General features: G+C 58.0%; 22 protein-coding genes and 1 riboswitch. Of the genes, 12 read left to right on the top strand and 10 right to left on the bottom strand.

The features are described 5' to 3' along the window. Nucleotides 1–3 precede the first annotated feature (3 nt). From bioB to bioD, 4 genes are read left to right on the top strand one after another with little or no spacing between them, the layout of a single operon-like run. Nucleotides 4–1,044, top strand: coding sequence for a biotin synthase BioB (gene bioB, locus AC4OVS_RS15575; protein ID WP_017384942.1), 1,041 nt, complete (start codon nt 4–6; stop codon nt 1,042–1,044). After that, nucleotides 1,041–2,198, top strand: a complete 1,158-nt coding sequence (gene bioF, locus AC4OVS_RS15570; protein WP_491922547.1) for an 8-amino-7-oxononanoate synthase — start codon at nt 1,041–1,043, stop codon at nt 2,196–2,198. Before bioB ends, bioF begins: the two co-directional genes overlap by 4 nt. Beyond that, complete coding sequence (bioC, locus tag AC4OVS_RS15565) at nt 2,182–2,937, top strand: malonyl-ACP O-methyltransferase BioC (protein ID WP_353416908.1); 756 nt, start codon at nt 2,182–2,184, stop codon at nt 2,935–2,937. The genes bioF and bioC overlap by 17 nt, the downstream gene beginning before the upstream one ends. Next, nucleotides 2,930–3,631: a dethiobiotin synthase gene (gene bioD / locus AC4OVS_RS15560; RefSeq protein WP_074148407.1), complete on the top strand. Its 702-nt coding sequence runs from the start codon at nt 2,930–2,932 to the stop codon at nt 3,629–3,631. Before bioC ends, bioD begins: the two co-directional genes overlap by 8 nt. On the opposite strand, the gene AC4OVS_RS15555 is transcribed toward bioD, so the two are convergent. Then, a complete protein-coding gene (locus AC4OVS_RS15555) occupies nt 3,594–4,316 on the bottom strand; it encodes an ABC transporter ATP-binding protein (protein WP_023299635.1) in 723 nt (240 codons plus the stop codon). The genes bioD and AC4OVS_RS15555 overlap by 38 nt on opposite strands. A 748-nt stretch (nt 4,317–5,064) precedes the next feature. Between AC4OVS_RS15555 and uvrB the strand changes: the two genes are divergently transcribed. Beyond that, entirely contained in the window at nt 5,065–7,080 is a 2,016-nt protein-coding gene (uvrB, locus tag AC4OVS_RS15550; RefSeq protein ID WP_003858519.1) for an excinuclease ABC subunit UvrB, read from the top strand. A 516-nt stretch (nt 7,081–7,596) separates the two neighbouring features. Here the strand turns inward: uvrB and yvcK are convergent. After that, nucleotides 7,597–8,505 (bottom strand): uridine diphosphate-N-acetylglucosamine-binding protein YvcK, encoded by a 909-nt coding sequence (gene yvcK / locus AC4OVS_RS15545; RefSeq protein WP_023299636.1) that lies wholly within the window; start codon nt 8,503–8,505, stop codon nt 7,597–7,599. Between the two features lie 226 nt (nt 8,506–8,731). Then, nucleotides 8,732–8,865, top strand: a riboswitch (molybdenum cofactor riboswitch). Here yvcK and moaA point away from each other — a divergent pair. From moaA to AC4OVS_RS15515, 6 genes are all read left to right on the top strand, one after another. Next, on the top strand, nt 8,853–9,842 hold the full coding sequence (gene moaA, locus AC4OVS_RS15540; RefSeq protein ID WP_017384935.1) for a GTP 3',8-cyclase MoaA: 990 nt from the start codon (nt 8,853–8,855) through the stop codon (nt 9,840–9,842). Its footprint overlaps the riboswitch before it by 13 nt. A gap of 24 nt (nt 9,843–9,866) precedes the next feature. After that, nucleotides 9,867–10,379, top strand: coding sequence for a molybdenum cofactor biosynthesis protein B (gene moaB, locus AC4OVS_RS15535; RefSeq protein WP_022647501.1), 513 nt, complete (start codon nt 9,867–9,869; stop codon nt 10,377–10,379). A gap of 3 nt (nt 10,380–10,382) precedes the next feature. After that, complete coding sequence (gene moaC / locus AC4OVS_RS15530) at nt 10,383–10,868, top strand: cyclic pyranopterin monophosphate synthase MoaC (protein WP_032624619.1); 486 nt, start codon at nt 10,383–10,385, stop codon at nt 10,866–10,868. Further along, nucleotides 10,861–11,106, top strand: coding sequence for a molybdopterin synthase sulfur carrier subunit (gene moaD / locus AC4OVS_RS15525; RefSeq protein WP_022647502.1), 246 nt, complete (start codon nt 10,861–10,863; stop codon nt 11,104–11,106). The genes moaC and moaD overlap by 8 nt, the downstream gene beginning before the upstream one ends. Before the next feature lies 1 nt (nt 11,107). Continuing rightward, on the top strand, nt 11,108–11,560 hold the full coding sequence (gene moaE, locus AC4OVS_RS15520) for a molybdopterin synthase catalytic subunit MoaE (protein WP_022647503.1): 453 nt from the start codon (nt 11,108–11,110) through the stop codon (nt 11,558–11,560). A gap of 58 nt (nt 11,561–11,618) precedes the next feature. Further along, complete coding sequence (locus tag AC4OVS_RS15515; protein WP_015571081.1) at nt 11,619–12,326, top strand: Bax inhibitor-1/YccA family protein; 708 nt, start codon at nt 11,619–11,621, stop codon at nt 12,324–12,326. Between the two features lie 532 nt (nt 12,327–12,858). Here AC4OVS_RS15515 and AC4OVS_RS15510 read toward each other — a convergent pair. The 3 genes from AC4OVS_RS15510 to AC4OVS_RS15500 are packed head-to-tail and all read right to left on the bottom strand — an operon-like array spanning nt 12,859 to nt 15,817. Continuing rightward, on the bottom strand, nt 12,859–13,821 hold the full coding sequence (locus AC4OVS_RS15510; protein WP_023299637.1) for a lysylphosphatidylglycerol synthase domain-containing protein: 963 nt from the start codon (nt 13,819–13,821) through the stop codon (nt 12,859–12,861). Further along, a complete protein-coding gene (clsB, locus tag AC4OVS_RS15505; protein WP_022647504.1) occupies nt 13,821–15,059 on the bottom strand; it encodes a cardiolipin synthase ClsB in 1,239 nt (412 codons plus the stop codon). The genes AC4OVS_RS15510 and clsB overlap by 1 nt, the downstream gene beginning before the upstream one ends. Beyond that, nucleotides 15,056–15,817, bottom strand: a complete 762-nt coding sequence (locus AC4OVS_RS15500; protein WP_022647505.1) for an endonuclease/exonuclease/phosphatase family protein — start codon at nt 15,815–15,817, stop codon at nt 15,056–15,058. Before AC4OVS_RS15500 ends, clsB begins: the two co-directional genes overlap by 4 nt. Nucleotides 15,818–15,950: 133 nt before the next feature. Between AC4OVS_RS15500 and AC4OVS_RS15495 the strand changes: the two genes are divergently transcribed. Continuing rightward, nucleotides 15,951–16,361: a YbhQ family protein gene (locus AC4OVS_RS15495; protein WP_003858499.1), complete on the top strand. Its 411-nt coding sequence runs from the start codon at nt 15,951–15,953 to the stop codon at nt 16,359–16,361. Here the strand turns inward: AC4OVS_RS15495 and AC4OVS_RS15490 are convergent. Genes AC4OVS_RS15490 through cecR form a run of 5 tightly spaced genes read right to left on the bottom strand, consistent with a single transcriptional unit; the run spans nt 16,323 to nt 22,011 of the window. Further along, nucleotides 16,323–17,429, bottom strand: a complete 1,107-nt coding sequence (locus tag AC4OVS_RS15490; protein ID WP_022647506.1) for an ABC transporter permease — start codon at nt 17,427–17,429, stop codon at nt 16,323–16,325. The genes AC4OVS_RS15495 and AC4OVS_RS15490 overlap by 39 nt on opposite strands. A 57-nt stretch (nt 17,430–17,486) precedes the next feature. After that, on the bottom strand, nt 17,487–18,620 hold the full coding sequence (locus AC4OVS_RS15485; protein WP_022647507.1) for an ABC transporter permease: 1,134 nt from the start codon (nt 18,618–18,620) through the stop codon (nt 17,487–17,489). Continuing rightward, on the bottom strand, nt 18,610–20,349 hold the full coding sequence (locus tag AC4OVS_RS15480; protein ID WP_199159775.1) for an ATP-binding cassette domain-containing protein: 1,740 nt from the start codon (nt 20,347–20,349) through the stop codon (nt 18,610–18,612). The genes AC4OVS_RS15485 and AC4OVS_RS15480 overlap by 11 nt, the downstream gene beginning before the upstream one ends. After that, entirely contained in the window at nt 20,342–21,337 is a 996-nt protein-coding gene (gene hlyD, locus AC4OVS_RS15475; RefSeq protein WP_491922546.1) for a secretion protein HlyD, read from the bottom strand. The genes AC4OVS_RS15480 and hlyD overlap by 8 nt, the downstream gene beginning before the upstream one ends. After that, nucleotides 21,334–22,011 (bottom strand): transcriptional regulator CecR, encoded by a 678-nt coding sequence (gene cecR, locus AC4OVS_RS15470; RefSeq protein ID WP_022647510.1) that lies wholly within the window; start codon nt 22,009–22,011, stop codon nt 21,334–21,336. Before cecR ends, hlyD begins: the two co-directional genes overlap by 4 nt. Nucleotides 22,012–22,168: the final 157 nt, after the last annotated feature.

The following is a 22,168-nucleotide window of genomic DNA, read 5'->3' as shown; positions in this document are numbered from 1 at the left end:
CCGATGGCTCACCACGCACGCTGGACGATGTCGCAAGTCACTGAATTATTCAACAAACCTTTCCTGGAGCTGATGTTTGAAGCGCAACAGGTGCACCGCCAGCACTTCGATCCGCGTCATGTTCAGGTCAGCACGCTGCTGTCGATTAAAACCGGGGCTTGCCCGGAAGACTGCAAATATTGCCCGCAAAGCGCGCGCTATAAAACCGGTCTCGAATCCGAGCGCCTGATGGAAGTCGAGCAGGTGCTCGACTCCGCGCGCAAGGCCAAAAACGCTGGCTCAACCCGCTTCTGCATGGGCGCGGCGTGGAAAAACCCGCATGACCGCGACATGCCCTATCTGGAGCAGATGGTGAAGGGGGTGAAGGAGATGGGGCTTGAAGCCTGCATGACACTGGGTACGCTGAACGAGGAGCAGGCGCAGCGCCTCTCGGCGGCAGGGCTGGATTACTACAATCACAACCTCGATACCTCGCCGGAATTCTACGGCAACATCATCACCACGCGCACCTATCAGGAGCGTCTGGACACGCTGGATAAAGTGCGTGATGCGGGGATCAAGGTCTGTTCCGGCGGGATCGTGGGACTGGGCGAAACGGTAAAAGATCGTGCCGGCCTGCTGTTACAGCTGGCGAACCTGCCGACCCCTCCGGAAAGCGTGCCCATCAACATGCTGGTGAAGGTAAAAGGCACGCCGCTGGCGGATAATGAGGACGTGGATGCCTTCGATTTCATCCGCACCATCGCGGTGGCGCGCATCATGATGCCAACCTCTTACGTTCGCCTCTCTGCCGGTCGCGAGCAGATGAGCGAGCAGACCCAGGCAATGTGCTTTATGGCCGGGGCCAACTCCATCTTCTACGGTTGCAAACTGCTGACCACACCAAACCCGGAAGAGGACAAAGACGTTCAGCTGTTCCGCAAGCTGGGGCTGAACCCACACCAGACCGGGGTACAGGCGGGGGATAACGAGCAACAACAGCAGTTGGAGCAGCAGATATTCAACGCCGACACTGACCAGTTCTACAACGCGGCAGCCGTATGACCTGGCAGGCACGTATCAGGACCGCGCTCGACGAGCGGCGGGCGGCGGATGCGTTTCGGGTACGCAGGGTAGTGGAAAACGGTGCAGGCCGTTTTCTCACCCGGGAAGGAGAGCGGTTCTGTAATTTCTCCAGCAACGATTATCTGGGCCTGAGCCAGCACCCGCAGATCGTTCGTGCCTGGCAGCAGGGCGCGGATCGTTACGGCGTGGGCAGCGGTGGCTCCGGGCACGTCAGCGGCTACACCACGGCGCATCAGGCGCTGGAGGAAGCGTTGGCCGACTGGCTGGGCTACCCGCGGGCGCTGTTGTTTATCTCCGGTTTTGCCGCGAATCAGGCGGTGATTGCCGCCCTGATGGGCAAAGACGACCGCATCATCGCGGACCGCCTGAGCCACGCCTCCCTGCTTGAAGCCGCCAGTCTCAGCCCGGCACAGCTGCGGCGTTTTGCCCATAACGATGCCTCTCAGCTGAACGTCCTGCTGGGTAAACCCTGTTCAGGGCTTCAGCTGGCGGTCACGGAAGGGGTATTCAGCATGGACGGCGACAGCGCGCCCCTGGCCGCGTTGCACGACGCCGCAAAACAGCAAAACGCATGGCTGCTGGTCGACGATGCCCACGGCATTGGCGTCACCGGCGAGGAGGGGCGCGGAAGCGCTTATCAGCAGGGCGTCAGGCCGGAACTGCTGGTGGTCACCTTCGGCAAAGGCTTCGGCGTCAGCGGTGCCGCGGTGTTGTGCAGCGAGCCGGTGGCCGACTACCTGGTGCAGTTCGCCCGGCACCTGATCTACAGCACCAGCATGCCCCCGGCGCAGGCCGTGGCACTCTCTGCGTCGCTTACGGTGATCCGCGGCGAAGACGGCGCTGAACGCCGGGCTCGCCTGGCCGACCATATTCAGCGTTTTCGCCGGGGGGTAAGCGAACTGCCTTACCGGCTTACCGACTCCCGCAGCGCCATTCAGCCCGTGATTGTGGGTGAAAACCATCGGGCGCTGATGCTGGCACAGGCTCTACGAGAACGCGGGCAGTGGGTCACGGCGATCCGCCCACCCACCGTGCCGCCAGGCACCGCGCGCTTGCGTCTGACGCTTACGGCAGCGCACGAGCCGCAGGATATCGATACGCTTCTGGAGGCACTGTATGTCTCCCGTCAATAAACAGGCCGTTGCCGCCGCGTTTGGCCGGGCAGCGCAAAGCTATTCACAGCACGATGAGCTGCAACGCCTGAGCGCGCGCGGGCTGCTGGCCGCGCTCGGTGAGGGGCATTTTATGCAGGTGCTGGACGCGGGCTGCGGGCCAGGCGGCAATAGCCGCTACTGGCGCGCAACGGGCAGCCACGTCACGGCGCTGGATTTATCCGTGCAGATGCTGGATGAAGCCCGCCAGCAGCAGTCAGCAGACCGTTATCTGGTGGCCGATATCGAGGCCATCCCGCTGGAGGATGCGCTGTTTGACCTCGTCTGGAGCCATCTGGCGGTGCAGTGGTGCACCAGCCTGTCGCAGGCGCTACGCGAGCTTTACCGCGTGGCACGGCCCGGCGGAGCGGTGGCCTTTACCACCCTGCTGGAAAGTTCGTTGCCGGAGCTGAATCAGGCGTGGAGGGCGGTGGATGCGCAGCCGCACGCCAACCGGTTTCTCTCGCACGAACAGGTCACTCAGGCGCTGGCAGGCTGGCGCTATCGCAGTGAGGTCCAGACCGTCACCCTCGAATTTAGCGATGCGTTAAGCGCCATGCGCTCTCTTAAGGGCATAGGCGCGACGCACCTGCACGCCGGTCGGGAGAAGAAACCCCTTACCCGCGGACAACTCCAGCGTCTCGGGCTGGCCTGGCCGCAGGATCGGGGCCGGTTCCCGCTCTCTTATCATCTTTTTCATGGGATTATTGAACGTGACTGAACGTTATTTTGTTACCGGTACGGACACCGAAGTCGGTAAAACGGTTGCCAGCGCCGCGCTGTTGCAGGCGGCGCGTCTGCTGGGGAAAACAACGGCCGGGTATAAGCCCGTAGCCTCCGGCAGCGAGATGACGCCGGAAGGCTTACGCAATACTGATGCGCTGGCGCTACAGCGTAACAGCAGCCTTGCGCTGGCCTATTCTGCGGTGAACCCCTATACCTTTGCTGAACCCACCTCGCCGCACATCGTCAGCGCCGATGAAGATCGTCCGATTGATTTTTCGGTGCTCTCTTCCGGATTACGCAACCTGGAAACGCAGGCCGACTGGGTGCTGGTGGAGGGGGCTGGCGGCTGGTTTACCCCGCTGTCCGACGAGCAGACATTTGCTGACTGGGTGCAGGCCGAACAGCTTCCGGTCATTCTGGTGGTGGGCGTGAAGCTTGGCTGTATCAATCACGCCATGCTGACCGCTCAGGCCGTGCAGCAGGCCGGGTTGCGTCTGGCAGGGTGGATTGCCAATGACGTGGTTGCGCCGGGTAAACGTCATGCTGAGTATCTGGCGACGCTGAAGCGGGTGCTGCCTGCGCCGTTTCTCGGCGAAATCCCGTGGCTTGCCGACGGCGCAGAGCAGGCGGAAACCGGACGCTATCTTGACCTCAGCGCCTTATGTCCCGCGCCATCCAGTGCGCAATAAGGTCGTCATCCAGCTCGTTAACGTGGCCCTGTGCCACGTTACGCCCGCGATAAAGCATGCAGAAGCGATCCGCGACCCGGCGGATGAACGACAGCTGTTGCTCCGCTAACAGCACCGTCATTCCCAGCTCCCGATTCAACCGTACCAGCAGTTGACCCAGCCTGCGGGCGAAGCCTTGCCCTGCGCCATACATGGGCTCATCCAGAATCAACACGCGCGGGCGATTAACCAGCGCACTGGCGAGGGCCAGCTGATACTGGTCGTCGGGGGACAGCGCAGAGGCACGCATTTGTCGCAGCGGATAGAGTTCCGGAAACAGGGCGTACACGTCATTTTTTGATGTCGGGTCGGATTTCCCCGTCGCCCGCATAGCGATATGCAGATTTTCATCGACGGTCAGCTGGGAAAATATCCGCCGATCCTGCGGGACGTAGCCTATCGTTGGCGGCGCCGTGAATGCTGACGCAGGGCTGAGCAAATTACGCGGCGGCGCGCCAGCCTCATGCCATATGATGGTGCCGCTCTCAACGGGCACCTTTCCGGTAATGCAGTTCATGAGCGTGGATTTACCCATGCCAGGCAGGCCAACAATGCCCGTACAGATGCCTTGCGGGAAATCGATATTCACGTTCCATAGCGTATGTTGGCTTCCGTAAAACTGATTTACAGCACGCAGACTCAACATCTTTCTCTCCTTAAAAATGTGTGGGGTAATGCTCAGGCTGATATCTGCAAAACGCCTGCCAGAAACAAAATAATGATTAAAAAAGAGCCATTTTTAGGAATAACCCACTGCTAAAAGCTTAACGTTTGTTCGAATTGCACGCTCCCGGTGCCGTGCGTGTCGAATCGTGGTGCAGGGAAAATGACGGAATTGTGATTAAGATCTCGCCGGTTACTTATGAAAAAATGAACGTTTTCCAGGCAAAAAAGAGTGATAAAAATTTTTTACTGCCGCTTCGTGGGAAAAACCGGGAATTTGCTGGAGTGCATGCTGTACGGGCTGGAGGCAGTTATCCACTATTCCTGTGGATAACCTTGTGCATTAGAGTTAGAAAACACGCGATAAGCGAGAGAATACGCGGGTTACGCCCAAATTGATGCGAAACGCGGCTTTAGGAAATAGTCTATATTTTTTAACGAATTAGATAAAAGCAATTCCCTCAGCGCCAGCGACACCTGTTGCCATAAAACTTTCATAACCGCCCTTGACAAATGTTAAAAAAGTAATAGTTCTGGGGATAACCCCCTGAGGCTGGTGTTTTATATTGTCACAGTTGAAATTTAGCTCGCGAACGCACTAATCCTCTCTGCGCTACGCTAAATATCCTGACACGCTACTGGTTTTCCATCCAGTGTTTTTTACTGGCAATCCTGGCCACAACGAGTAAAATTACTCACCTGCCGCTTATTCTGTCATCAGGTCGTCGCCCATGAGTAAACCGTTCAAATTGAATTCTGCTTTCCGTCCTTCCGGGGATCAGCCCGAGGCCATTCGTCGCCTGGAAGAGGGGCTGGAAGACGGGCTGGCGCACCAGACCCTGCTGGGGGTAACCGGTTCGGGTAAAACCTTCACTATTGCCAACGTCATTGCCGATCTCCAGCGTCCTACGATGGTTCTTGCGCCGAACAAAACGCTGGCGGCGCAGCTGTATGGTGAGATGAAAGAGTTCTTTCCGGAAAACGCGGTGGAGTATTTCGTCTCCTACTACGACTACTACCAGCCGGAAGCCTACGTTCCCAGCTCCGACACGTTTATCGAGAAAGATGCCTCGGTGAACGAACATATCGAGCAGATGCGTTTGTCGGCGACCAAGGCGCTGCTGGAGCGTCGTGATGTGGTGGTGGTGGCCTCGGTGTCGGCGATCTACGGCCTGGGCGATCCGGATCTCTATCTCAAGATGATGCTGCACCTGACGCAGGGGATGATCATCGATCAGCGTGCAATTTTGCGCCGTCTGGCGGAGCTGCAGTACACCCGTAACGATCAGGCGTTCCAGCGCGGGACCTTCCGCGTACGTGGTGAGGTGATTGATATCTTCCCGGCGGAATCGGACGACATGGCGCTGCGCGTAGAGCTGTTCGATGAAGAGGTTGAACGCCTGTCGCTGTTCGACCCGCTGACCGGTCATGTGGAGTCGGTGATCCAGCGCTTCACCATCTACCCAAAAACGCACTACGTGACGCCACGCGAGCGTATCGTACAGGCGATGGAAGAGATTAAAATTGAGCTGGCAGACCGCCGCAAGGTGCTGCTGGCGAACAACAAGCTGCTGGAAGAGCAGCGCCTGAGCCAGCGTACCCAGTTCGATCTGGAGATGATGAACGAGCTGGGCTACTGCTCCGGCATCGAAAACTACTCGCGCTACCTCTCCGGACGCGGGCCGGGCGAAGCGCCGCCGACGCTGTTTGACTACCTTCCGGCGGACGGCCTGCTGGTGATCGACGAATCCCACGTTACGATCCCCCAGATCGGCGGGATGTACCGCGGTGACCGCGCGCGTAAAGAGACGTTGGTGGAGTACGGATTCCGGCTGCCGTCAGCGCTGGACAACCGTCCGATGAAGTTTGAAGAATTTGAGGCGCTTGCTCCGCAGACCATCTACGTATCGGCGACGCCGGGCAACTACGAGCTGGAGAAATCCGGTGATGACGTGGTGGACCAGGTTGTGCGTCCGACCGGGCTGCTGGATCCGATTATCGAGGTGCGTCCGGTGGCGACGCAGGTGGACGATCTGCTCTCGGAAATACGTGCCCGTTCCGCCATCAACGAGCGTGTACTGGTGACCACGCTCACCAAACGTATGGCGGAGGATTTGACGGAGTATCTGGAAGAACACGGCGAGAAGGTGCGGTATCTGCACTCGGATATTGATACCGTGGAGCGTATGGAGATCATCCGCGACCTGCGCCTGGGCGAGTTCGACGTGCTGGTGGGTATCAACCTTCTGCGGGAAGGTCTGGATATGCCGGAAGTGTCGCTGGTGGCGATTCTGGACGCGGACAAAGAGGGCTTCCTGCGTTCCGAGCGCTCGCTGATCCAGACCATTGGCCGCGCCGCGCGTAACGTCAACGGGAAGGCGATTCTGTACGGGGATAAAATCACCCCGTCGATGGCCAAAGCGATTGGCGAAACGGAACGTCGTCGCGAGAAGCAGCAGCGCTATAACGAAGAGCACGGCATCACGCCGCAGGGGCTGAACAAGAAAGTGGTGGATATCCTGGCGCTGGGTCAGAACATTGCGAAGACCAAAGCGAAAGGGCGCGGCAAGGCCCGTTCAGTGGTGGAAGAGGATACCGTCGCGCTGACCCCGAAAGCGTTGCAGCAAAAGATCCACGAGCTGGAAGGGCAGATGATGCAGCACGCGCAGAATCTGGAGTTCGAAGAGGCTGCGCAAATCCGCGATCAGCTTCATCAGCTGCGGGATCTGTTTATTGCGGCATCGTAGTTTTTTGCCCGGTGGGGTTTTCTCCCTCTCCCTGTGGGCTGAGGGATCCCCAGTAATTTTTTTATGCAGAAGCAATAAAGTTGCTTTCTAAATGACTGAGGGCTGTCAGCGATGCCCTGGTCCGGCTGTAAATCGCTGAGGCGTTTGCCTTCCGGCCGGGGCGAGGCGCAGGGATGCGCCGAGAGGGCGGCTTTACAGGGACGTTGCCTCCGCCCGTACCCGATAAGCCGGAAGGAATAAGCCGAGGGCACCGCGAAGCGGCGATTTACCGCCGGGAGCCCGGGTCGCCAGGGTGGTGGCGACTGAGCCACCCTGGCACGTTCACCGCTCATGTCGCTACAGAGTAGCAAGGAACATAAAGTGAACGGAATGACCACCACCGCCGTATATTCCCCTCACCCTAACCCTCTCCCCGGAGGGGCGAGGGGATTGCTCAGTGCTCGCATTAATTTGTGGGGAACCCTCAGCCCTGTGGGAGAGGGCCGGGGCGAGGGCATCAGGCCGCACAAAACGAACCTAACCTAATGCCTGAATCGCCTTCTCCAGCGCCTCGCGCAGCAGATGGCGGTCGTGGCGATATTTAATATCGCTGGCTTCCAGCGGCTCCTGCACCACCACGCGATCGCCAATCCCCGACACATCTACTTTTGGCCCGACCACGACACCATCGATAATTTTCTTACCAACATACTGTTCCATCAGGTCCAGCTTATCCGCCAGCGACAGGCTTGCCGCCGCCGGACTGAGTTCGCGGCCTAAATTACCGATATAGACCATGGGCGCAGGCGTTCTGCGCAGCGCCTGCGCCAGCTCTTTCACCAGCAGGATCGGCATCAGGCTGGTATAAAAACTCCCCGGCCCAATCAGGATCAGATCGGCCTCGCCAATCGCTTCAACCGCTTCACGCGTTGCGGGTACGCTGGGGTAGGTCATCAGCTCTTTTGGCGGAAGGAGAAGCTGGTCGATATTCACTTCACCATACACTTCGTGATCGTCAGCATCGATCGCCATCAAATCTACCGGCTGTTCGGACATCGGGATCAGGAACGCATCCACTTTTAGCAGGTTACGAATTAAATTGATCGCTTCCAGAGGGCGCACGCTCAGGTGATCCAGCGCCTTTAACATCAGATTTCCAAGGTTATGGCCTGAAAGTTCGCCATTTCCCCCAAAACGGTACTCAAACATCGCCGAGGCCACGCTTGGCTCAGTGATGAGCTGGTTGAGGCAGTTGCGCATATCACCCCAGGCTATCCCGCCTTCAGCACGTCGGATCCGCCCGGTTGAGCCGCCGTTGTCCGTTGTTGTCACGATGCCCGTCAGGCGTGAGCCCAGTGACGATAACGACGACATAACCCGTCCCAGACCGTGACCTCCTCCAAGAGCGACCACGCGGTCCAGATCCGCAAAAGTGCGATTGCGCATACCTATTCCTTATCCTGTTAAGCTTGCGTCACAGTAACGCAACTACTCCTAAAAGACGATGCCTCTCACAAACCATAATGACGTATATCAATGCGAAAGCGCTGTTTTTGCGTATTCTGTAGTGAAAATGCACGATAACATCGTTATGTATAAATTTATATAGCGAAAAGCGACAATGGCGAAGTGGCGATTTCCACGCTACTATCGCCATAACCACGTTTTCAAAACTGAAAACATACACTCTAGCCCTGGCGCCTGTGTCGAGAGATATGGCGCCCTGGCCGTGGCGGATTTGCCACCAGGGTACAGAAAGAAATGACTGTGCCTCCCGATCTGGAAAGGTGTACATGGCTTCACAACTTACTGATGCTTTCGCGCGTAAGTTTTTCTACTTACGTTTGTCGATTACCGACGTGTGTAACTTCCGTTGCACCTACTGCCTGCCCGATGGCTACAAGCCGGGCAGCGTCACCAACAACGGCTTTCTCTCCGTGGATGAAGTACGCCGCGTCACGCGCGCGTTCTCTGAACTCGGTACGGAAAAAGTGCGTCTTACCGGGGGAGAGCCCTCCCTGCGCCGTGATTTCCCTGACATCATTGCCGCCGTGCGTGAAAACGAACGTATCCGCCAGATAGCGGTGACCACCAACGGTTACCGCATGGCGCGTGACGTGGCGAACTGGCGCGATGCGGGGCTGACGGCGATCAACGTCAGCGTCGATAGCCTGGACGCCCGTCAGTTCCACGCCATTACCGGCCAGGATAAGTTCCAGCAGGTAATGGACGGCATCGATGCCGCGTTCACCGCCGGTTTCGACAAGGTCAAAGTCAATACCGTATTGATGCGTGATGTGAACCACCATCAGCTGGACACCTTTCTGGCGTGGATCAAACCGCGCCGCATTCAACTGCGTTTTATTGAGCTGATGGAGACCGGGGAGGGCAGCGAGCTGTTCCGTCGCCATCACATCTCCGGCATGGTCCTGCGTGACGAACTGCTGAAACGCGGCTGGATCCACCAGATCCGCCAGCGCAGCGATGGCCCGGCGCAGGTCTTTTGTCATCCGGATTATGAAGGCGAAATCGGCCTGATCATGCCCTATGAAAAAGACTTCTGTGCCAGCTGCAACCGCCTGCGCGTCTCCTCTGTTGGCAAGCTGCACCTCTGCCTGTTCGGGGATGGCGGCGTCGATCTGCGCGATTTGCTGGAAGACGACGCCCAACAGGACGCGCTTGAAGCACGCATTTCCGAGGCGCTGACGCACAAAAAGCAGACCCATTTCCTGCATCAGGGCAACACCGGCATTACTCAGAACCTGTCCTATATCGGCGGGTAATCAGGCTTTAGAAGGAACCAGAAGATGAGTCAGGTAAGCGCGGAATTTATCCCGACACGCATTGCTATTCTTACCGTTTCCGAACGTCGTGGTGAAGAGGATGATACCTCCGGCCACTGGCTGCGCGAGGCGGCACACGAAGCCGGGCACCAGATTGTTGATAAAGCGATCGTCAAAGAGAACCGTTACGCCATTCGCGCTCAGGTTTCACAGTGGATTGCGAGTGATGACGTCCAGGTTGTACTGATCACTGGCGGCACCGGCTTTACCGCAGGCGACCAGGCGCCGGAAGCGCTGCTTCCGCTGTTCGATCGCGAAGTAGAAGGCTTCGGCGAAGTGTTCCGCATGCTCTCATTTGAAGAGATTGGCACCTCTACGCTCCAGTCCCGTGCCGTCGCGGGGGTAGCGAACAAGACGCTGATCTTCGCCATGCCGGGCTCGACCAAAGCCTGCCGCACCGCGTGGGAAAACATTATTGCCCCGCAGCTGGATGCCCGTACCCGTCCGTGTAATTTCCATCCCCATTTAAAGAAATAAGCTATGTCACAACTGACCCACATAAACGACGCTGGCGAAGCGCATATGGTGGATGTCTCCGCCAAAGCCGAAACGGTGCGCGAGGCGCGTGCTGAAGCGTTCGTCACCATGCTGCCGGAGACGCTGGCGATGATTATCGACGGTAGCCATCACAAGGGTGATGTGTTTGCCACCGCCCGCATCGCCGGTATTCAGGCCGCTAAACGCACCTGGGACCTCATCCCGCTCTGCCATCCGCTGATGCTTAGCAAAGTGGAGGTAAATTTGCAGGCGCAGCCGGAGCATAACCGCGTGCGTATCGAGTCCCTGTGCCGCTTAACCGGGAAAACCGGTGTGGAGATGGAGGCGTTAACGGCAGCCTCCGTGGCGGCGCTGACCATCTACGACATGTGTAAAGCGGTGCAGAAAGATATGGTGATTGGCCCGGTGCGTCTGCTGGCAAAAAGCGGCGGCAAATCCGGTGATTTTAAGGTGGAAAGCCATGATTAAGGTGCTCTTTTTTGCCCAGGTCCGTGAGCTGATCAATACCGACAGCCTGACGCTGGACGGCTCTTTCGAAAACGTCGCCGCCCTGCGTGCGCATCTGGCGGCGCAAAGCGACCGCTGGGCGCTGGCGCTGGATGAAGGCAAATTGCTGGCCGCCGTGAATCAGACGCTGGTGGAGTTGACCCACCCGCTGGCTGATGGGGATGAAGTGGCCTTCTTCCCGCCGGTCACAGGGGGTTGAGATGACGGAAACCCGAATTCTGGTTGGCCATGAGCGTTTTAACGTGGGCACGGAATATGACTGGCTGGCCGGGCGCGACGAAGACGGCGCGGTCGTGACCTTTACCGGGAAAGTGCGTAATCATAATCTCGGCGACAGCGTAAAAGCGCTGACGCTGGAGCATTATCCGGGAATGACCGAAAAATCGCTGGCGGCCATTGTCGAAGAGGCGCGAGGCCGCTGGCCGCTGGGGCGCGTTACGGTTATCCATCGCATCGGCGAAATGTGGCCCGGCGAAGAAATTGTGTTTGTCGGCGTCACCAGCGCCCATCGCGGGAGTGCTTTTGCGGCGGGGGAGTTCATCATGGATTACCTCAAAACTAAAGCGCCGTTCTGGAAGCGTGAAGCGACGCCGGAAGGTGAGCGCTGGGTGGAATCGCGGGACAGCGACAAACAGGCTGCCAGCCGCTGGTAACAGGTTTACGTGGATGTGTTAGTCTTAACGTGTGTGTTTACTTAATCAGGAGTGAATCATGGACCGATTTCCGCGTTCCGATTCGATAGTTCAGCAGACCCGTAGCGGGCTGCAAACCTACATGGCTCAGGTATATGGCTGGATGACGGTTGGCCTGCTGCTTACCGCGTTTATCGCGTGGTATGCGGCAAACACGCCTGAACTGATGATGTTTATCTTCTCCAGCAAAATCACCTTCTTTGGGCTGATTATTGCGCAACTGGCGCTGGTATTCGTGCTCTCCGGGCTGGTGCACAAGCTCAGCGCGGGCATGGCGACCACGCTGTTTATGCTCTATTCGGCGCTGACCGGGCTGACGCTCTCCAGTATTTTCATCGTTTACACCTACTCCTCCATCGCCAGCACCTTTGTGGTGACCGGCGGGATGTTCGGTGTGATGAGCCTGTACGGTTACACCACCAAACGTGACCTGAGCGGCTTCGGCAACATGCTGTTTATGGGGCTGATAGGGATTGTGCTGGCGTCGCTGGTGAACCTGTGGTTGAAGAGTGACGCGCTGATGTGGGCGGTGACCTATATCGGGGTGGTGATCTTCGTGGGCTTAACCGCCTACGACACCCAGAAGCTGAAAAACATCGGTGAACAAATTGATGTTCGCGACAGTTCAAACCTGCGCAAATACTCGATTCTGGGCGCACTGACGCTGTATCTGGACTTCATCAACCTGTTCCTGATGCTGCTGCGTATTTTTGGCAACCGGCGTTAGTGAGGGTGGCGCTGTCTGATGCCCTCACCCTGACCCTCTCCCACAGGGCTGAGGGTTCCCCACAAATTAATGCGAGCACTGAGCAATCCCCTCGCCCCTCCGGGGAGAGGGTTAGGGTGAGGGGAACATACGGCGGTGGTGGTCATTCCGTTCACTTTATGTTCCTTGCTACTCTGTAACGACATGACCGGTGAACGTGCCAGGGTGGCTCAGTCGCCACCACCCTGGCGACCCGGGCTCCCGGCGGTAAATCGCCGCTTCGCGGTGCCCTCGGCTTATTCCTTCCGGCTTATCGGGTACGGGCGGAGGCAACGTCCCTGTAAAGCCGCCCTCTCGGCGCATCCCTGCGCCTCGCCCCGGCCGGAAGGCAAACGCCTCAGCGATTTACAGCCGGACCAGGGCATCGCTGACAGCCCTCAGTCATTTAGAAAGCAACTTTATTGCTTCTGCATAAAAAAATTACTGGGGATCCCTCAGCCCACAGGGAGAGGGAACAAACCCTAAAAACGGCAACGAAGTTGCCGTTTTGCTTTTATTTTGCCATCGCCTTCTCGTTCTTCGCGCGCAGCTTCTTCGCCCGACTCTCCAGCACCAGATAACAGATCGTTGCCAGCGCCAGCGGCAGGAAGTAGTAGATCATGCGGTACGCGAGCAGGGCAGCGATAATCGTCCCGTGAGACACATGCTCCCCCGCAAGCAGCGCGATAAACACCGCTTCCAGTACGCCGATCCCCGCCGGTATATGCACAATCACCCCGGCAATACTGCTTACCAGCAGCACGCCCAGCACGAAGAAGTAGTTCACATCTTCGCCAATCAACAGCCAGATAATGGCCCCCATCGCCATCCAGTTAGCGCTGGAAACCACCATTTGCAGGACGGCAAACTTCCATGACGGCAGCACCAGCTTCTGGCCTTTAATGGTCATGTGACGACGTTTGGCAAAGGCGCAGGCCCACAGGTAGGCGGCGATGATCAGCAGTAGTACGATGCCCAGGATGCGCAGGGTAGCCTCATCGATGTACCAGTGCGCAGGCAGCTGCACCACGCCGATGGTGAAAATCACCCCGCCCAGCAGGATATACCCCAGCCAGTTGGTGGTGATGCTTAAGGAGAAAATACGCGTGATGGTGCCGCCCGGTAAGCCAAGGCGGGAGTACAGGCGATAGCGCATACCAATCCCGCCCACCCAGGTGCTCAGCGTCAGGTTAAAGGCGTAGCAAATGAATGACACCAGCATAACCTGCCGTTTGGCAAGCTTATGCCCGCAGTAGGCGCGTCCCAACAGGTCATAGCAGCCGTACATCAGGTAGCTCACAATCACCAGGCCAACCGCCCCCAGCAGGACTGTCCGGTTGTAGTTGCGAATAACCTTCCACACCTCTTCCCAGTCCACCTTTTGGGCATACACCACCAGCAGGACCGCGACGGCAATGAAGAACAGCCAGGTCAGGATTTTTTTCGCCAGCCGCCAGCGAGGATGAGATTTCGACATCAGGTTTTCCCTCCATCTTCCGCCTCTACGCGGTCCTGGGTTTCCATTTCGGGTTGCACTGGCGGATCCACCAGCGCCAGTTTCGGCGTATGTGCGGGCAGCCAGCCCACCATGGCCGGGAAGTGGCGCAGGAAGTGGAACACCACCACACCGATGCCAACGTTCCACCAGCTGCGTTTCGGCACCATGGACTCATCCACACGCACGCAGTCTTTATTGATCAGACCCTGAAGGTTATCGCGCAGGGTCTGATTAAACTGGCGATCGTGGATGATCAGGTTCGCTTCCAGATTGAGCGATAAGCTCAGCGGATCGAGGTTGCTTGAGCCAACGGTCGCCCAGTGGTCATCCATCACGGCCACTTTGCCATGCAGCGGGCGGCGGCGATATTCATAGATTTGCACGCCGCTTTTGACCAGATAGCGATAGAGCAGACGCGCGCCCACCTTCACAATCGGCATATCGGGCTCACCCTGGACGATGAGCTTCACGCTCACGCCGCGTCGGGCCGCGTTGCGCATGGCGTGCAAAATCCGGTAACCGGGGAAGAAATAGGCGTTGGCGATAATCACCTCGCGCTTCGCGTTCGCCAGCATCTTCAGGTAGTGACGTTCGATATCGTCCCGGTGCTCCTCGTTATCCCGCCAGACGAACAGCGCCTGCGCCTCGCCGGGCTTGCGGTTCTCTTCCGGGCGATGGCGGCGTCGCCACCAGCGGCGTGCGGCCTCTTTGCCGGGTAAGTTTTCCAGCACGAACAGCTGGATGTCCTGAACCACCGGCCCTTCGATACGGATCGCGTAGTCCTGTTTCGCTTCGGGACCATAATCCGACATATGCTCGGCGGAGTAGTTAATGCCGCCAACGAAGGCCACCGTTTCGTCCACCACCACAATTTTGCGGTGCATTCGGCGGAACAGGTTGGTGCGCATCCCGAACAGACGCGGGCCGGGATCGTAATAGCGGAATACCACCCCTGCGGCGGTGAGCTCGTTAACAAATTCGTCGCTGAGATCCGGCGAACCATATCCGTCGAGCAGGACCTCGATTTTTATACCGCGACGAGCGGCTTGCAGCAGCGCGCTGTGCAACTGCCTGCCCACGTCGTCTTCAAACCAGATAAACGTTTCCAGAAAGACTTTCTGCTGTGCGTGGCTAATCGCCTCAAAGACTGCCGGATAAAAGTTATCGCCATTTTCCAGCAGCGTAATACGGTTACCTTCCTGCCATGTGCATTTCATAAGTGGATCTCCGCGCTGAGTGGGGCATGGTCGGAGAGATGTCGCCAGTTGAGTAAAGCCAGCGCCGTCGGGCTGCTGGCGTGGGCATTTTTTACGTAGATGCGGTCAAGGCGCAGCAGGGGGAAGCGCACCGGAAACGTCCGCGCGGGACGACCGCGTGAGCGGGTAAAAATCTCCTCCAGCCCCGCATTCACCTTCAGAGGATGATTGGCCCGCTGTCGCCAGTCGTTAAAATCACCGGCCACTACCACGGGCTCGCCCTCCGGCAGCGCATTGGTCCAGTCTGCCAGCATCTGTAGCTGAGCCTGACGGTGGGCCTCACGCAGGCCAAGATGAACGCAGCCCACATGAATGGGAAAATCGAGCGCCGGTGGCGTGATGCGGCAGTATAACAACCCGCGTTTTTCGCTCTCGCCAACGGAGACGTCCCGGTTCTCATAATGCTCGATAGGAAAACGCGACAGCACTGCGTTACCGTGATGCCCCTCCGGGTAGACCGCATTGCGCCCGTAGGCGTAATCGCTCCACATGGTATCCGCCAGAAACTCGTAATGGGGCGTGTCGGGCCAGTTTTCGAAATGCATCGGGTGCACTTCGTGCGCGCCCATGACCTCCTGAAGGCAGACAATATCGGCGCTGACGGTGCGTACCGCGTCGCGCAGCTCCGGTAAAATGAAGCGGCGGTTAAATGCTGTGAAGCCCTTATGAATATTTATCGTCAGCACCTTAAGCGAGAAATGCTGCGTTCTTTTGCTCATAAACACCTTCCTGGGTGACTATCCCGATGAAAATAAAGTGTAGTAGGCGTCACAAAAAGATGCGGCGTTACGGAATTTTCCGTAAAGTGCGGTAGTCTGAATTAGCAGAGAAAAATCCTTCAGGAGAGAAGCCATGAAGTGGCAACAACGCGTTCGTGTCGCAACCGGTTTGAGTTGCTGGCAGATAATGTTGCATTTACTGGTCGTGGCCGTACTGGTGATGGGCTGGATGAGCGGCACGCTGGTGCGTGTCGGCTTAGGGTTATGTGTGGTTTACGGCGTGACCGTGCTGTCGATGCTGTTTTTACAGCGTCACCACGACGCGCGCTGGCGTGAAGTGGGTGATGTGCTCGAAGAGCTCACCACCACCTGGTATTTTGGTGCGGCAATGATCGTCCTGTGGCTGTTGTCACGCGTGCTGCAAAACAACCTGCTGCTGGCCCTGGCGGGTCTGGCTATCCTCGCAGGGCCTGCGGTGGTGTCGTTGCTCACCAAAGAGAAAAAGCTACGCGATGTTTCGTCTAAACATCGCATAGGCCACTGAGCCCGTTGTGGCCGCGATGACCAGTAGCGGCCACAAACTTCCCCACACAATATCCAGACTCGCATCCTTCAGATAGATTTGCTTGGTGATATCCGTGAAGTGACGAATCGGGTTTATCCATGTCAGATCCTGTAACCACACCGGCATGTTCTCCACTGGCGACACGTACCCTGAAAGCAAAATCGCCGGCATCATAAAGACAAACACCCCGATAAACGCCTGCTGCTGCGTTGAGCAGAGCGCGGAAATCAGCAGCCCAAACCCCACCAGCGACAGGCCGTAAATCACCATCGTGAAGTAAAACAGCGCCAGCGATCCGGCAAACGGGATCTGGTACGCCCATATTCCCACCCCCAGCACGATGGTGGCCTGGAACGTCGCGACAATCAGTGCTGGCACCGCTTTGCCGACAAATATCTGCCAGGTAGCGAGCGGCGAGACCAGCAGCTGATCCAGCGTACCTTGCTCACGTTCGCGTGCCACGGACAGCGAGGTGACAATCATCACGCCAATAGTGGTGATCATGGCGATTAACGACGGCACCACAAACCACTTGTAGTCCAGATTCGGGTTGTACCAGTTGCGCACCACCAGCTCGCTGTTGTTGGGTTTGGGTTTGCCCGCCATCAGCTCCTGCTGGTAGTCCTTCACTACCTGCTGCAAATAGTTCGCCGCTATCTGGGCGCTGTTGGAGTTACGTCCGTCGAGGATCAGCTGCATCGGCGCGGTCTGGAAGGTGTCCAGATTGCGGGAGAAATCCGCCGGGAAGCGCACCAGCAATAATGCTTTCTGCGTGTCGATGGTGGGCTGGATCGCCTGCGGGCTTTGCAGCAGCAGGACATGGGTAAAGGCTTTGGCGCGGGCGAAACGCTGTGTCAGCTCGACGGAATGCTTGCCATTGTCTTCGTTGTAAATGGCGATGGTGGCGTTGGTGACCTCCAGCGTGGCGGCAAACGGAAACAGTACAACCTGAAGCAGCACCGGCAGCACCAGAATGGCGCGGGTCTGCGGCTCGCGCAGCAAGGATTGCAGCTCTTTGCGGATCAATGTCCATAAACGGTGAAACATCGCGTCGTCCTCCTGTCGGGTGGCGCTTGCGCTTTCCCGACCTACAAAATCCGATGGCTAATCTAATCTTCTTTTCGTTTTCATCCACGTCAGCCCGATAAACATCACCGCCGACGCCAGCAAAAACAGGGTGTTGATAATCAGCACTACCGGGATGTTCCCCGCCAGAAACAGGCTTTGCAGGGTGCTCACAAAGTAACGTGCCGGAATGATGTAGGTCACGGCACGGATCACCGCTGGCATACTGTCAATCTGGAAGATAAAGCCGGAGAGCATAATCGACGGCAGGAAGGCGGCATTAAGCGCCACCTGCGCGGCGTTAAACTGGTTGCGGGTGATGGTGGAGATCAGCAGCCCCATTCCCAGCGTGCTGAGTAAAAACAGGCTGGTAATAAAGAACAGCACCACCAGCGAACCGCGGTACGGCACGCCAAGAATAAATACCGAGACCAGCATACAGAGCAGCATCGCCAGCATGCCGAGGAAGTAGTAGGGGATCAGCTTGCAGAGCAAAAGCTCGACGCGCGTCACTTCGGTGGAGAGCAGCGCCTCCATGGTGCCGCGCTCCCATTCGCGGGCGATCACCAGCGAGGTGAGGATCGCGCCAATCACCGTCATGATGATAGTGACTGCACCCGGGATAATAAAATGCTGGCTGATGGCGGCGGGGTTAAACCAGTAGCGCGTCTGCACGTCAATCAGCGGTTCAAACTTCTCCCCCCGGTCTTCGGCGCGCTGCATCTGCCAGAGCTGCCAGATCCCCTCCGCATAGCCCTGCACGAAGTTGGCGGTGTTCGGTTCGCTGCCGTCGGTGATCACCTGAATTGGCGCATCGGCGCCCGGGCGTGCCATGTTGGCGGCGAAATCGACCGGGATGACGATCAGACCGCGAATTTTACCGGCCTGCATTTTCTGGATCAGTTCCTGCCGGTTGTCGCTGATGGTGGCATCGATGTAGGGCGAGCCGGTCATGGCGTGGGTGAAGTCCAGCGCCTCTTCACTCTGCTGCTCCAGCAGGATCCCGACCCGCAGCTTGCTGGAATCGAGGTTAATCCCGTAGCCAAAAATAAACAGCAGCAGCAGGGGGATCACCACCGCAATCAGCCAGCTGCTGGGGTCACGCACAATCTGCCGCGTCTCTTTGACGCACAGGGCGCGCACCCGGCGCCAGGAGAGGGCGTTACTGCGCATGAGGATTCTCCTTATCCCAGTCGTGGATGAGGGTGATAAACGCCTGCTCCATGGTCGGGTCCGGCTGTGCGTCGTCGGCGGCCTGCGCTTTCAGGTCGTCCGGCGTGCCGTGGGCAATCAGCTTGCCGCGATAGACCAGCCCGATGCGGTCGCAGTACTCTGCCTCGTCCATAAAGTGGGTGGTGACCATCACGGTCACGCCTTTTTCCACCATGCTATTGATATGCAACCAGAATTCACGGCGGGTGAGGGGGTCCACGCCTGACGTAGGTTCATCAAGAAAGAGGATATCGGGCTCGTGCATCAACGAACAGGCCAGCGCCAGCCGCTGTTTGAAGCCAAGCGGCAGCGCGTCGGTAGCGTGTGAGGCGATATCGGTCAGGCCAAAGGCGTCGCACATGCGGCCGATTTTCTCGTTCTGCGCCCGTCCCCGCAGGCCGTAGACGCCGGAGAAAAATCGCAGATTTTGCTCCACCGTCAGGTTGCCGTAGAGCGAAAACTTCTGCGCCATATAGCCCAGATGCTGGCGCGCCTTGCCGGAGCTGACTTTGAGATCCATGTTCAGCACCAGCGCTTTGCCGGAGGACGGTACCAGCAGGCCGCACATCATTTTAAAGGTGGTGGATTTCCCTGCACCGTTCGGCCCGAGCAGGCCAAATATCTCGCCGCGCTTCACGGCAAAATTGACGTTATCGGTGGCAGCGAAATCGCCGAATTTTTTGGTGAGCGATTTCGCTTCAATGACCGTTTCACCCGGCGTGCCTTCCACCGTGTGCAGAATGGCACCAAGCGGTGATTCTGAGGTTCCCGCCCCGCCCAGCAGATCGATAAACGCATCTTCAAAGCGCGGCGCGGTCTCTGTCATGTCGATTTCAGGCATCCCCTGCGCACGCCGGATATCGTCGGCGGTGGCCTCTTTTTTGAGGATCACGCGCACCGAACGGCCCTGAATCATCCCGTCGCTCACCTGGGGCAGCTTCAGCACCCGTTGCAGCAGCTTGCGGTTGGATTCCTGCGCGCTGTGTAGCAGAAAACTGCGCCCGGCCATGGTTTGCGTCAGCTCGGTGGGCTCGCCCTGATAGAGCAGTTCGCCTTCGTTCATCAGCAGCACGTCACGGCACTGCTCTGCTTCATCAAGGTAAGAGGTACTCCAGAGGATCAACATGCCGTCACCCGCCAGCTCGTGCACCATCTGCCACAGCTCGCGGCGGGAAATCGGGTCCACGCCGACGCCGGGTTCATCCAGCAACAGCACCTTCGGTTCGCCCACCAGCGTGCAGGCCAGCCCCAGCTTCTGCTTCATCCCGCCGGAAAGTTTGCCCGCCAGCCGATCGGTGAACGGGCCGAGGGAGGTAAACGCCAGCAGACGCTCGAAGGTTTTCTGCCGGGTTTCGCCGGTAACGCTGCGCAGATCGGCATACAGGTTGAGGTTTTCCATTACCGTCAGATCTTCATACAGACCAAACTTCTGCGGCATATAGCCGAGTATGCCGTGGAGCGCCGCGTCGTCTTTGATGGGATCGAGGCCAAGCACGCTGGCGCCGCCTTCATCCGGCTTCAGCAATCCCGCCAGCATCCGCATCAGCGTGGTTTTACCCGCGCCGTCCGGCCCCACCAGCCCGGTCACATAGCCTTTCTGAATCGTACAGTTCAGCGGCGCGACCGCCGGTTTAGCCATTCCCGGGAAGCGTTTGACCAGATTATTGAGCTGGATAACCGCATCATTCATGTTGTTCCCCGTCGTTTAAGGTCACGGTAACAGGCATGCCCTGACGCAGCGCGTCGTCCGCATCGGTGACGATGATGCGCAGGCGATACACCAGGTCGGTACGCAGATCCGGGGTTTCAACGGTTTTTGGCGTGAACTCGGCCGTTGGGGAGATGAAGCCCACTTTGCCGTGATACGGCTTGTCCGGGCGACCATCGGTGTAGAGCAGCAGTTCGCGGCCCGGCTGCATCTGGCCAAGATTCGGCTCATCAATGTAAGCGCGCACCCACACCGGACGGGTTAAGGAGAGCGTTAACACGGTGCTGCCCGCGCTGAGCATGCTGCCCGGCTCCACGGCGCGGGTCATCAGCGTACCGTCAGACGTGGCGATTAACGTGGTGTCGTGCAGATCCAGCTCCGCCTGGGCTAACTGCGCCTGCGCCTGCTCAAGGCTGGCCTTCGCCTGGGCAATGTCCTGCGCGCGGTTACCGGTGCGGTACTGGCTTAACTTATCCTGGGCAGCTTTCAGCGTCGCCTGCGCCTGGTCGCGGGATGAGCGCGCATTTTCCAGGTCGTTGGCGGAAATGGTGCGGCTTTTCCATAAGCCTTGCTGACGGTTATAGAAATTCTGCGCATAGTCATAGGCGGCTTTTGCCTGCTTAACGGCAGCGGCCGCCTGGGCGATCTCTTCATCACGATAGCCCGCCAGCATCAGGTCGTACTGCGCCTGTGCGACGGCGACGCCCGCTTTTGCCTGCATCAACGCGTTTTCAAACGGGGCTTTGTCCAGCATCCCCAGCGTCTGCCCGGTTTTGATGGCATCGCCTTCGTCAACGCTCAGCGAGGCCAGCCGTCCGCCGACGCGGAAGCTCATGTTCACGGTGCGGATATCCACGTTGCCGTACAGCGTCAGGCCACGATCCTGCTGGCTCTGATACCACAGCCAGCCGCCTGTTCCCGCAGCAAGCAAGACAACAACCACCAGAATGATGGCGACAGGTTTTTTCATGACTTCTGGCTCCTTTGCGTTAAGCCTTGCAGGATCAGATCAACGTGACAGGTAATGACCTGGCTAATTTGCGCGGCTTTATCCTCATCGAATTGTGTCCAGCCCGTACGTAACAGGATGGTCTCACGCCCCAGACGGAAGGCGAGCACTTCGCCCAGCAGGGCGTGGGTATGCAAAATGGTGTCCGTATCGCTGGCGTCCCGTCCGGTATAGGCGGCAATCAGCCGGGTCAGATGGCTATGCATCGGGGCGATCACCTGATCGTGCACCAGCTGGTACGCGGCAGTGGGGGAGAGCTGCTCGCGGGAGATAAATTTGCTCAGGTTCAGCGTATCGTCGTGCGTCAGCAGGCGAATCATGTTGTGACAGGCGTTAAGGATCAGCTGGCGGATGGCAACCCGGTCCGGTTCTGTCTGGCTGAACAGCGCGGTGGCTTCTTCCACGTGTGGGCGAAAGCTGGTGCCGATAAAATCCGCGATCCACTGGGCGCAGGCGAGGTATAAATCCTCTTTTGAGCCAAAATAGTAGGTAATGGCCGCAATATTCTGCCCGGCCTGCGCGGCGATATCCCGCGTGGTGGCATGCAGACCATACTCGCCAAACTGCGCCAGCGCAGCGGCGATAAGCTGACTTTTCGCCTGTTCGCCTTTGGTTGTCGTTGGGGTTGTATTCATAGCAGCATTAAAAATTAATCAATCGATTGATTAAGATTATGCCTGATTTGCGCAAACGTCGAGTCATCGCCGGGGATATTTTATGCGCCACGTCACAAAAGCTGCTACACTCCGCTCCTTCGCGACATTGTGGTTTTTGTCCTTCTATTCGTTATAT

The sequence above is a fragment of the Enterobacter sp. 4974935 genome (assembly GCF_058661735.1).
The sequence above is the reverse complement of the archived record's forward strand: the minus strand, read 5'-3'. Positions and strand labels throughout refer to the sequence as shown.

Excerpts from the sequence above, each read along its gene's own strand:
- AC4OVS_RS15510 (WP_023299637.1), bottom strand. The coding sequence starts at position 13,821 with ATGTCGAAATCTCATCCTCGCTGGCGGCTGGCGAAAAAAATCCTGACC.
- AC4OVS_RS15480 (WP_199159775.1), bottom strand. The coding sequence starts at position 20,349 with ATGAATGATGCGGTTATCCAGCTCAATAATCTGGTCAAACGCTTCCCG.
- cecR (WP_022647510.1), bottom strand. The coding sequence starts at position 22,011 with ATGAATACAACCCCAACGACAACCAAAGGCGAACAGGCGAAAAGTCAG.
- AC4OVS_RS15490 (WP_022647506.1), bottom strand. The coding sequence starts at position 17,429 with ATGTTTCACCGTTTATGGACATTGATCCGCAAAGAGCTGCAATCCTTG.
- bioB (WP_017384942.1), top strand. The coding sequence starts at position 4 with ATGGCTCACCACGCACGCTGGACGATGTCGCAAGTCACTGAATTATTC.
- moaD (WP_022647502.1), top strand. The coding sequence starts at position 10,861 with ATGATTAAGGTGCTCTTTTTTGCCCAGGTCCGTGAGCTGATCAATACC.
- yvcK (WP_023299636.1), bottom strand. The coding sequence starts at position 8,505 with ATGCGCAATCGCACTTTTGCGGATCTGGACCGCGTGGTCGCTCTTGGA.
- moaB (WP_022647501.1), top strand. The coding sequence starts at position 9,867 with ATGAGTCAGGTAAGCGCGGAATTTATCCCGACACGCATTGCTATTCTT.
- AC4OVS_RS15495 (WP_003858499.1), top strand. The coding sequence starts at position 15,951 with ATGAAGTGGCAACAACGCGTTCGTGTCGCAACCGGTTTGAGTTGCTGG.
- clsB (WP_022647504.1), bottom strand. The coding sequence starts at position 15,059 with ATGAAATGCACATGGCAGGAAGGTAACCGTATTACGCTGCTGGAAAAT.
- hlyD (WP_491922546.1), bottom strand. The coding sequence starts at position 21,337 with ATGAAAAAACCTGTCGCCATCATTCTGGTGGTTGTTGTCTTGCTTGCT.
- moaE (WP_022647503.1), top strand. The coding sequence starts at position 11,108 with ATGACGGAAACCCGAATTCTGGTTGGCCATGAGCGTTTTAACGTGGGC.
- bioF (WP_491922547.1), top strand. The coding sequence starts at position 1,041 with ATGACCTGGCAGGCACGTATCAGGACCGCGCTCGACGAGCGGCGGGCG.
- moaA (WP_017384935.1), top strand. The coding sequence starts at position 8,853 with ATGGCTTCACAACTTACTGATGCTTTCGCGCGTAAGTTTTTCTACTTA.
- AC4OVS_RS15485 (WP_022647507.1), bottom strand. The coding sequence starts at position 18,620 with ATGCGCAGTAACGCCCTCTCCTGGCGCCGGGTGCGCGCCCTGTGCGTC.
- AC4OVS_RS15555 (WP_023299635.1), bottom strand. The coding sequence starts at position 4,316 with ATGTTGAGTCTGCGTGCTGTAAATCAGTTTTACGGAAGCCAACATACG.
- uvrB (WP_003858519.1), top strand. The coding sequence starts at position 5,065 with ATGAGTAAACCGTTCAAATTGAATTCTGCTTTCCGTCCTTCCGGGGAT.
- AC4OVS_RS15500 (WP_022647505.1), bottom strand. The coding sequence starts at position 15,817 with ATGAGCAAAAGAACGCAGCATTTCTCGCTTAAGGTGCTGACGATAAAT.
- moaC (WP_032624619.1), top strand. The coding sequence starts at position 10,383 with ATGTCACAACTGACCCACATAAACGACGCTGGCGAAGCGCATATGGTG.
- bioC (WP_353416908.1), top strand. The coding sequence starts at position 2,182 with ATGTCTCCCGTCAATAAACAGGCCGTTGCCGCCGCGTTTGGCCGGGCA.
- AC4OVS_RS15515 (WP_015571081.1), top strand. The coding sequence starts at position 11,619 with ATGGACCGATTTCCGCGTTCCGATTCGATAGTTCAGCAGACCCGTAGC.